The 1,005-nt window shown below is 66.3% G+C and carries 1 protein-coding gene; it reads left to right on the forward strand.

The window, feature by feature from the left end:
- On the forward strand, nt 1-1,005 hold a 1,005-nt coding region (locus tag P3H15_RS54120; RefSeq protein ID WP_276144844.1), incomplete at both ends, for an AMP-binding protein.

Below are 1,005 nucleotides of genomic sequence, written 5' to 3' on the forward strand. Positions count from 1 at the left end.
GCGTTGTCGGTGGATCATCCGGCGTATGTGATTTACACGTCGGGGTCGACGGGGCGGCCGAAGGGTGTGGCGGTCACGCATCGGGGTGTGGTGAATCTGGCGGCGGATGAGCGGGACCGTCTGGTGGTGTCGGCGGGTTCGCGGGTGTTGCATTTTGCGTCGCCGAGTTTCGATGCGTCGGTGTTCGAGTTGGTGATGGCGGTGTGTGTGGGGGCGACGCTGGTGGTGGCGCCGACCACGATTTTCGGTGGGTCGGAGTTGGCGGAGTTTGTGGCCGACCACAGGGTGTCGCATGCGTTTTGCACGCCGGCGGCGTTGGCGTCGCTCGATCACCGTGGTCTGGACTGTGTGCGGACGGTGGTGGTGGCGGGGGATGTGTGTCCGCCGGAGTTGGTGGCGCGGTGGGCGCCGGGCCGGGTGATGGTCAATGCGTATGGTCCGAGTGAGACGACGATCATGTCGTCGGCGACGGGTCCGCTGGTGTCGGGGCGGGCGGTGAGTATCGGGTCGCCGACCGTGGGTGTCGATCTGGTGGTCCTCGATGACCGGTTGCGTGCGGTGCCGGTGGGGGTGCGGGGTGAGCTGTATGTGATGGGTCCGAGTGTGGCTCGGGGGTATGTGCGTCGGGTGGGGTTGACGGCGGGACGGTTTGTGGCGTCGCCGTTCGGTGTGGGTGGCCGGATGTATCGCACGGGGGATGTGGTCCGCTGGGTGACCTCCCCGGACGGGTCTCGGGTTCTGGAGTTTTTGGGCCGCAGTGATTTTCAGGTGAAGGTTCGGGGGTTCCGGATCGAGTTGGGTGAGATCGATGCCGTGTTGGCTGCGCATCGGGTGGTGGAGTTCGCGCACACGGTCGGGGTCGACGACGGTGCCGGGAACAGTCGCCTGGTGTCGTACGTGCTGCCGGCGCCGGCAACGGACGTCGATACCCGGGTGTTGGCGGAGTTCGTCGGGGAGCGTCTTCCCGGGTACATGGTGCCGTCGTCGATCATGGTGTTGGATTCG

The sequence above is a fragment of the Rhodococcus sp. T2V genome (assembly GCF_029269925.1).
Classification (GTDB): Bacteria; Actinomycetota; Actinomycetes; order Mycobacteriales; family Mycobacteriaceae; genus Rhodococcus_F; species Rhodococcus_F koreensis.